This is a genomic window from Calothrix sp. FACHB-168, from assembly GCF_963889195.1.
GTDB lineage: Bacteria > Cyanobacteriota > Cyanobacteriia > Cyanobacteriales > Nostocaceae > Aulosira > Aulosira anomala_A.
On sequence record NZ_CAWPNJ010000059.1, the window covers coordinates 42,168 to 51,489 of the forward strand.

Genomic DNA, 9,322 nt, shown 5'->3' on the forward strand with positions numbered 1-9,322 from the left:
TCATTTAGGAGTCAAGTACCAAGTTTCTGGCACATATGTTTGTTGGTAAATATATCACCTTACCATAAAAGCGCCGAGTTATAGATATATAAAAATTTGTAAAGGTTAACAAGATGTTTGCTAACGGTATTTTTTCGATTTTGGATGAGTGGCTCGACCTAGACCATAACTTACAACAAGAGGATACAGACAACTTTGGTGGGGATAAAAATCCGAGTTCATCGGGCGATCGCGAACCTCCGAAAACTTTGAAACAAGCAGATGACAACTATTATCTGAGTGCAGATGCACAAAACTACAATGAATGGTTAGCATCCGATGATAATTGGCATCCTTCCCAATTCGATGGTTGGGGAAATCCGATTGAGGATGCACAATATTGGCAAAAACAACAAGGTAGTAATTCTTGCGCTGTAGTGGCTCAAGTCAGCGTTTTGGAATCGATTACAGGAATTGAAATTAGCGAAGCACAAGCTTGTCAAGTTGCAGAAGCGAATGGCTGGTTTGACCCCGAAACGGGAACGACCCCAGAACAAATCGGTAAGTTTTTGGAACATTATGGTGTACCCTGCGAAAAAAGCTATAACGCCAGCTTAGAAGATATTGCTGATGCTCTAGAAAAGGGTGACAAGGTGATTGTCGGACTTGATGCTCACGAAATTTGGAACCCCCTCAAAGACCCGATGACTGGTTCTCCTCTAGAACAAGCGAATGGAGGTCATGCAGTTTGGGTGACAGGAATCGACACGGAGCCAGATGGTAGCGTCAGAATCATCCTTAATGATAGCGGGACTCCTAATGGTCAAATGAAAGTTGTCGATGCAGAAGATTTTCTCAATGCTTGGGAAGACTATGGGAATTTGTTAGTAGTCGCAGATAGTCCGGAAGTTGTATAAAAAAGAGGTGCAAAAATGCCGATAGATAGAGATATACTTAGACAAGTTTCTGTAAAAACTGATAAACAGACGGGAGTTGGAGCTTTACCGCGCAGCATCCACAAAACACCAAGCCTCAGAAAATGGGTAACTTTAGAGACTATTGCTTTACCGCCAGTACCCGTAAATAAACAGGGAAATTGGCAGCTAATTTCTTTGTTAGTTGTACCCGCATCAGAGGGAGATACTCAACAATGGAAGGCTCCTTGGGGATCTGTAGAATGGTCATGGTGCGATCGCCAAGTAGTGCAAACTATCGATCTGCGCGATCGTCAAGATATAGCATCGCTGCGTGGTTCGGCAATTTCCCTATATCCGACTGCGGCAAATTTGATTTTAAATCCAGCATCTCGGACTCGCAAGGAAAATAATCTATATGCGGCTTTAGATCGTATTTTGGCAACTCCATCTTATGGAGAAGTCGATTTGAGTTCCCTTGCGGTACATTATGCTGCACTTTTACCTGCTGCTATTTATCCTTATTATTGGGCTTTAATTCCAGAGAGTAAAGCATGGTTGCGTTATGATGTTCCATGTTCTTCCCCCATTCTGACTTCCCCAGACTTGACTCCACAGGTGAATCATTGGCTGCATCAAAGTTTGCATTTAGCCGAGTCATCTGGATTAACTGCCGTAGTTGCAGAAATGCAAAAATTAACAACACTGCTGAATTTACCTGGTTTTCGGGTTGGATTAGTCGGAGAATTTAATCGGGGTAAAAGCACCTTAGTTAATCGCTTGTTGAATCGATGTGTCGTTCCCGTAGGAATTGTTCCCACTACCGCAGTTTTAACTTCGATTGCTGATGGAAATCCAGAACGGATGGAAGTACATTCCCGTCAGGGTACTCAGGTTCGACCTTTGGATATGTCTTCGTGGGATGATTTATTAGCTACAGATACAGCTGCTAGTCAAGAAGCGATCGCCGGAGTACAGTTAACTTTAGATGAACCTTGGTTACAAAAGCTTGACATTGAATTAGTTGATACTCCAGGAACCTCTGATTTAGATGGGGTGCGGACATCGTTAGTGTTTAACGTACTCGATCGTTGCGATGCAGTGGTGATGGTTGTAAGTGCGATCGCTCCTTTTAGTTTGACAGAAACTGCTTTTCTCAAACAGCAAGTCATCGGCAGACACATTAATCGGATATTAGTAGTTGTATCTCATTTAGACACAATAGCCTGTTCCGAAAGAAACAGGCTATTTGAGCATATTTGTCAACGGGTGAGGAAAGTCTCAGAAAATATCCCAATTTTACCTTTACATCCAGTTAACGACGATAGCGAAGCCTTGACATTAGAAGCAGTACGCTGTCAAATTGCCACAATGGTATCCGGTTCTCGTCGTGCTTTACGCAGTCAACAAGTCGCTGCACAGCTAGCGGATAGCTTGAGTAATTTGATTAAAATTAGCGAAAATGCAATTATCTCTGCGCGGATCGATCCGGTTGCAAAAGAAAAAGCTTTGCAGCAAGCGCAAGCACAAGCCAAAAAAGCCGCATTTAACTGGCAAAAAATTTGTCGAGAACTTGACAATCGAAAAAATAAATGTTTACAAAAATTACAGGACAAAATTCTTGATTTCAAAGAAGATTTTATCGATATTCTGAGTTTTGAATTGAGTCGCACACCCAATCCTAAATTCTGGTGGGAGAAGGAATTACCCTTTAGATTACGTAGGGAATTACCTGCTATTGGTAAGAAATCAGAAGGATTTTTATTACAGGCGATCGCCAGTGATTTTGAATGGCTGCAAGTAGAGGTCAGTAGAGTTTTTGATATTAAAATGAATTGGAAAGGTGAAAGTGCTATTGTTTTAGCATCACCCATAGATAATAACTATCAACCAGAAAATATGCAACCCCAGCTAGAAATTATTGACATTCAACAATATCGCTTAATGGCGAGAATTGGTAGTAGCATGGCAATGATTGGTGGTTATATTTTTGGTGGGCCTGTTGGAGTAATGGCTAACATGGGAATAGCGGTTTTAAGCGAAGGTTTTTTAAATAAAACCCTAGAAGAACAGCGACAATTAATTAAAGATAAACTCCCCGAAATTATTGACCGAGCCTTTGCAGAACATTGCGAGCAAGTAGCTAAACGTATGAGTAATTTATATCAGCAATTAATCGATGATACCAAACGTCAACAATCGACTTGGGAGTCAGCAAAAAATATAGCAGCAGAAAGCTTAGTCGTAGGTGAAAATGAGGCGATTTGGCAAGAAATGATTACCTCAGCTACAGCTTTAAAAGTAGAAATTAGCAAACATCTATAATTTTAGGCTCGTAATTGCAATGACCGCACAATTACGAGCCTAAAGCTATAGGTACTTGTCAGTAAGTAATCTGCAAATATGAAATCTACTTTTGCACTGTATACTTGCTTTCTTAGACGAGAAATACTATGAATTTTCCAACTTTAGATTACAGAAAATCAGTATTTACGCTGACGAATTATCTTCAGCAGTTGCAAAGCTATTCTCAAAAACTTTATCTTGCAAACTTAAGAGTTAAAATCGATGATACTCTCGAACATTTAGAAACTAATTCGTTTACTATCGGGGTATTTGGTAACTTCAACTGTGGTAAAAGTACTTTTATCAATGCTTTTATTGGTCAGCATATCTTACCTACGGATATTCTCGCGACAACTGCTACTATCAGCAGAATTGTCCATCGAGCAACTCCGGGTGCAACAATTTGTTTCAAAAATGGTAGCAAGCAAAATATTTCTCTCGAACAGTTAGCAGATTTCGTCACTAAACTAACATCAGATGCTGAAAAAAGAGCAGAAAGTCTCCAAGAATCGATAATTTACTACCCGATACCTTACTATCAGAATCAATTAGAAATTATTGACACACCAGGATTAAACGATGATGGAGAAATGACCGCGATTACTTCAGAATTTATCGAACATTGTGATGTAGCAATCATGTTAATTTCTGCTATCTCCCCATTTGGAATTACTGAGGGAGAATTTTTAACTACAAAGCTACTAGCAAATGGGATCACCAAAATTTTATTTGTGGTTAATTTTATTGATTTACTCAATCCCGCAGACATAGAAAAAATCATTAAACTAATTAGCGATCGCATTGAGCAATCTATCCAAGCATGGGCTGAACAACAACCCCACCCTCAGGAAATTTTGGATAAGCTTGGTAAAATCCAAATTCATGGAATTTCCGCATTCCAAGCATTAGAAGCCAAAGCAACCCGCAACATACCTTTACTTGCTCAAAGTTGGTTTGTCAATTTTGAATGTGCGCTGAGGACGGTTATCAACCAAGAGCGGGGTTTGATTCAGCTACAAACAACTTGCGATCGCACTACTACTTATGCAACAGAAATTCTTTCTCATGTAAAGCATCAAGAATCAGAACTTGCAGTAGAAATATCTCAGTTAAATAAAGCCAAAGAAACTATTAACCATCGCGTCAACGAACTTCGTAGGCAAAAAGCTGAGTTAATGACATCATTTAATCATACATTATCTAATATAAAAAAACAAGCAAATTTCTCTGATTCTCTTCTCCAAACTCAATTGAAAGCATCTGCTAAAAGTACGATTAGTTCCACAGAATTTACAATTGATAAACAAAGCGATATTGCCAAATTAATCTTAACAGCCGTACAAAAAGCTACTAACGATGTCGTTAAACAAATTCAATCGGAAATTATAAATTCTTCAAGCTTATGTTTGATAGAATTGAAAAAGTTTATTCAACTCTGCGAGCAATTTATCAATGATTTAGAACTAGATAATCATAAAATCTTAGAAATTATTAGCTTATTCAATCAATATAATCATAAATTGAGTCAATTAAAATCCTTATCAGTTTCTTTTCCCGGTAATTCTGAAATCTTCTGTTTTACCCAAGAAACAAGTGGTGTAGGAACCGCAGCTGGTGCTGCGATCGGCTTTTTTATTCTCGGGCCTATAGGAGGTGGAATTGGTGCTGCAATTGGTGCTGCTGCTGGTGGAAATCAGCGAGCTAATAAATTTAAAGAAAACTATCCAATCCAAGTTATGGCTGTGATTGAAAATCAATTAAAAACGATGAATCTCAATCAACAAGTTTCAAGATATATATCTGAAGTTTTTTCACCAATAGAAAAACTAGAAAATCTATTAGTAGCAGAAGTTAATTCAATGCTAAACGATATGCAAAATCAACTAGCAGAATACTGTGGTAAACAAGAAGTCATTAATCAGACAAAACAACAGTATTTTAGCAAAATCCAAGTAGAAATCACCAAAATCATCAGTGAGATGCAACATTTTTCTCAACAACTAAGCCAAATCAGTGCATAAATCCAGTTATCATCACGAGGAAAATATGAGAACACTATTTTGGGATTCTGGGTGAGTATGAGAAAAATCTCAGCCTACACGAACCTCATATCAATTAAACAAATTTTATTTTAGGACTACTTAATTATGACAGCTACATCCGAACAACATTTTCAGATTGGTTCCGTAATCGAACACAAAAAAATCGAGCAGACGTTAATTAATGATTTGAGAAAGTTACAGGAATTTTCTGCAAAGCTCAAGCTAACTAAATCAGTTGAATTAATCGATGAAGTATTAAAGCGGATAGCAGAAAGAACTTTTTCTGTAGCGATTGTTGGTGAATTTAAACGCGGTAAAAGTACCTTTATTAATGCATTGTTGGGTAAAGATATTTTGCCTTCTGATATTCTACCTTGCTCTGCAACCTTAAATCGCGTTACCTACGGAATCACACCGTCTGTAGAAATCGTTTTTAAAGACGAGAAAACGGAGAAAATTCCCATAGATCGGTTAACTGACTATGTCACTAAACTAACTCCTGAATCTGAACTCAAAGCCGAATCAATTAAAGAAGCGATCGTCGAATATCCCATCCCATACTGTCAAAATGGCATCGAAGTTATCGATACCCCAGGGTTAAACGATGACCATAACATGACTGAAGTTACTCTATCGGTCTTACCCGAAGTAGATGCAGCTATTATGGTGATTTTAGCTCAATCGCCTTTTTCCGAATTTGAGCGTGATTTACTAGAAAATAAGCTGCTCACCAACGATTTAGGTCGAGTTATATTTGTTGTCAATATTTGGGATAATTACACACCCGAACAAGCCGAGCGCGTATTAGCAAGCGTCAAAAGTCGGATTCAAAAGTATGTATTTTCTAGAATAGAAGAAGACTATGGTAAAGATTCTGAAGAGTATAAAAATATCAAGCAGAAAATTGGCGAACCAAAAGTATTTGGTCTGTATATCAAACAAGCTTTGGAAGCTAAACAAAAAGGTGATGATGCTTTATTGACTCAAAGTGGCTTTAAAAATTTTGAAACAGCATTAGAGAAATTTTTGACCCAAGAGCGGGGAGTAATTCTTTTACAGGTACCTGCGAACCGTGCGATCGCTTCCTCAACAGAAATTCTTAAAACTCTTGATATTCAAGAATCCTCACTACAAATGAAGCAAGAAGAATTTCAGGTAGCCTACGATAATAGTGTTGCAGAAATTGAAGCTATCCGCAACAAACAGACAGAAGAGATGAAATTAATTGACCGTTCAGCAGAAGATGTTAAATATCGAGTGCGACCGCTAATTAATCAACTACCTGATGAACTTAAGCAAGCAGCTACCAAAGCAATTGATCAAGCAAATATTGATTCAAAAGGTTTGAAAAATATCAAGAAGCTAACAGAGAATTTAGGCAAAGAAGTTTCTAAGAGTGTGCAAAAAGCCGGACAAAAGTTATCGGAAAAAATTCAGCTAGAAATTCAACAGGGTTTAGCAAAAGAGGTAGAACGACTTAGCGAGTTTGTCGAAGCAGTAGATCAGGCTCTAAATAACATTGAAATGCAATTTGTTCAAATTGAAGCTGATGCAACCCGCAAGCGAGGTGCTGGGGCCCATGCGGCGGCGGCGGCGATCGCTGTTTTTACTGGACTCGGTGGTGTATATACAGGATACCGTGAAGCCGGAGCTAAAGGTGCTTTGATCGGTGCTGGTGGTAGTTTGGGTACTTTATTTGGAGCTGGAGCATTAATTGGCTTGATTGGATTACCATTAACTTGGCCTGTTCTGATTGCTGCAATACTTGTCTCTACCTTTACTGGTGGATGGTTAGCGAAGGTTGTTGGTGGTGGCGATCGCGTGGAAACCTTTAAAGAAAATTTCAAACAAAAAGTGCTGGAAGAAATTACTAAGCAATTACAAGATAAGCATCTTGAACAAACAGTAAACAATCATATTTATGATACTTTTGATGCCCTCAAACAAAAAGTGCGTCAAGAAGTAGATTCTCTACTAGATAATACCCAAAATACATTAGCAGAACTACGGGGTCAGCGAGAGCGTAACGAAGTTTTAACTGAATCCCAATGTCAAGAATTCGCTCAAATTCGCGCTGAAACAGAGAGAATTCTCGGGAATGCTCAACGCTTATCCGAGGAACTTGTAGAAATTAGAAGTGTTTAATTCTTGTCATCAAAACTGGGTAAGGGTCAATCGATTTTGGATTTTCGATTTTGAATTTTGTATCAGAATCTAAAATTGTTTTGGTCAACCCTTACCTGCATTTATCTTTGATTTTCTCTAGCTTTCTCTAAAAGTCCACAAACCAGCCACCCCCCTTCAAAATCCAGTACCAAAACAAAACAGGGCGAAAAATAGGTCACTACCATACCCCAGACTTCTTCGTACTCAGAACTGATGGTGCAGCCTGGGAAGAATGGAAAACCGAAACCGAACTCAAACGACTAGCCGAAAAATATTGTGTGTGACTTAAAGGAATTTTTGGCGTTGCATAATAGAGGGATGAATTGAGGTGCTCTACTGTGAATTGTCCATACTGCGGCTCTACTGAAATTAGGAAAAATGGGTGGCGGCGAGGTAAACAAAATCACATTTGCGTATCATGCGACGTGCGTTCCGCCCCGCTCCGCTAACGCCAATTTATTGATGTCTACAGCCCACCAAAAGGATACTCAAATGAGAAAAAAATAGAATGCTTAAAAGCATACGTTAATGGTGCAGGTTTTAGAGCGATTGAACGTCAAACAGGAGTTCAGACGCTCGCGGACTCGCTAACGCTTCGCTATCACACAACGATAATTAACTGGGTAAAACAAATTGGCGAAAACTTACCGGAGGCACCGCCAACAGATAAAATACCAGTTGATTCAACGATTAAGATACTTTGACCAAATGCACCATTCATGTTCACATGCCTGTTTAACTGGAGCAATCATTCAAGACTGGAGTATTTCCACAGATACTCAGTTGTCGGCGGTGAAATGCGAATACATTTATATGCAATTGCCTACGAAAATAGACCCAGATCCTTGCCGCAAACCAGACAACCGCAATGAGGTTTTTCAGGAGGGAGACTTTGCTGACTCGGCATTAGTGACATACAATCGCCACCCTGCCAAAGCTTCTGCCGACTGAATCGCAGTATCTATCTTCTGGATATGAAGTTGAAGACAAATATCTGTCAATTCCTCAGTGGTCGAGTTTTTTGATGGTCGTCCCCGTCCAAGATGACGAGTTTTTTTAGTGATCTGTTCTGTAATCATGGTTGAGAAAAAATTTTTGACACGATAGCGCTGGAGAATGTTTTCTACTTTAGAATAGGCGATCGCTACCAAGTAAAAGACAATGAAATTCCACCTGATTCAACAGCATAGTGAAGAAGACTGTGGTGCTGCTAGCCTAGCTTCGATAGCTCAACATTATGGCAAAACCTTTAGTATTAGTCGCTGTCGGGAAGCAGTAGGTACAGGACAGCAAGGAAGCACTCTCTTAGGCTTAAAACAAGGTGCAGCGAGCCTTGGTTTCAATGCAAGAGCCGTGAAAGTACCTCTAGAAAACTTCAACGAAAAAATTATCCCCCTACCAGCTATCATCCACTGAAAAGGTTATCATTGGGTATTTTTATACGGTAAGCGAGGTAATAAATACGTAGTGGCTGACCTTGGTGTCGGTATCCGCTATCTCGAAAAAAAGTTGCTTCTAGAAGGATGGACAAACGGGGTAATGCTCCTGCTCGAACCAGACCCAGTGCGCTTTTTTACCAGAAATGTTGAATGCTGATACAAAACTTTACATATTTAGTGACACTAAGTTTAAAAAGCCTAAAATAGTCAACATGACATCATCTCCTCAAACCAATGAACATAACTGATTTTCTGACACATACAAGATTGTAAATAGCGGAATTTATCTAATAGTGTATGTCCCCATTGTGCGGGAACAGATATAATCTGTAAAAAATTTAGCCACAACACTGTTTACTAATCAGTTAATTGACCGACTCATTCTTAAAGTAAACCCATTTTTGATGGGTGCGGGTATTCCACTTTTTGCTGGAGC

General features: G+C 39.1%; 4 protein-coding genes and 5 pseudogenes. 7 read left to right on the forward strand and 2 right to left on the reverse strand.

Annotation, left to right across the window (positions count from 1 at the left end):
* The first annotated feature begins 113 nt into the window (after positions 1-113).
* The 6 genes and pseudogenes from AACW45_RS29930 to AACW45_RS29955 form a co-directional block, all read left to right on the forward strand.
* Positions 114-896: a C39 family peptidase gene (locus AACW45_RS29930; RefSeq protein ID WP_190636721.1), complete on the forward strand. Its 783-nt coding sequence runs from the start codon at positions 114-116 to the stop codon at positions 894-896.
* A gap of 15 nt (positions 897-911) precedes the next feature.
* Complete coding sequence (locus AACW45_RS29935) at positions 912-3,218, forward strand: dynamin family protein (protein WP_190636723.1); 2,307 nt, start codon at positions 912-914, stop codon at positions 3,216-3,218.
* A 128-nt stretch (positions 3,219-3,346) separates the two neighbouring features.
* Positions 3,347-5,260 carry a dynamin family protein gene (locus tag AACW45_RS29940; protein WP_190636725.1) on the forward strand — a complete coding sequence of 638 codons (1,914 nt, stop codon included), beginning with the start codon at positions 3,347-3,349 and terminating at the stop codon, positions 5,258-5,260.
* 126 nt (positions 5,261-5,386) lie between these two features.
* Positions 5,387-7,426, forward strand: coding sequence for a dynamin family protein (locus AACW45_RS29945; protein WP_190636727.1), 2,040 nt, complete (start codon positions 5,387-5,389; stop codon positions 7,424-7,426).
* A gap of 155 nt (positions 7,427-7,581) precedes the next feature.
* Positions 7,582-7,731: pseudogene (locus AACW45_RS29950) on the forward strand (TnsA endonuclease N-terminal domain-containing protein); the annotation flags it as partial.
* 54 nt (positions 7,732-7,785) lie between these two features.
* Positions 7,786-8,124: pseudogene (locus AACW45_RS29955) on the forward strand (transposase-like zinc-binding domain-containing protein); the annotation flags it as partial.
* 213 nt (positions 8,125-8,337) lie between these two features.
* Here the strand turns inward: AACW45_RS29955 and AACW45_RS29960 are convergent.
* Positions 8,338-8,577: pseudogene (locus tag AACW45_RS29960) on the reverse strand (IS1634 family transposase); the annotation flags it as partial.
* Between the two features lie 31 nt (positions 8,578-8,608).
* Here AACW45_RS29960 and AACW45_RS29965 point away from each other — a divergent pair.
* A pseudogene (locus AACW45_RS29965) lies at positions 8,609-9,022 on the forward strand (cysteine peptidase family C39 domain-containing protein); the annotation flags it as partial.
* A 71-nt stretch (positions 9,023-9,093) separates the two neighbouring features.
* On the opposite strand, the pseudogene AACW45_RS29970 reads toward AACW45_RS29965, so the two are convergent.
* Positions 9,094-9,219, reverse strand: a pseudogene (locus AACW45_RS29970) (IS4 family transposase); the annotation flags it as partial.
* Positions 9,220-9,322: the final 103 nt, after the last annotated feature.

Bases quoted from the DNA above. Each gene is read 5' to 3' on its own strand.
- AACW45_RS29945 (WP_190636727.1), top strand. From the start codon at position 5,387: ATGACAGCTACATCCGAACAACATTTTCAGATTGGTTCCGTAATCGAA.
- AACW45_RS29935 (WP_190636723.1), top strand. From the start codon at position 912: ATGCCGATAGATAGAGATATACTTAGACAAGTTTCTGTAAAAACTGAT.
- AACW45_RS29940 (WP_190636725.1), top strand. From the start codon at position 3,347: ATGAATTTTCCAACTTTAGATTACAGAAAATCAGTATTTACGCTGACG.
- AACW45_RS29930 (WP_190636721.1), top strand. From the start codon at position 114: ATGTTTGCTAACGGTATTTTTTCGATTTTGGATGAGTGGCTCGACCTA.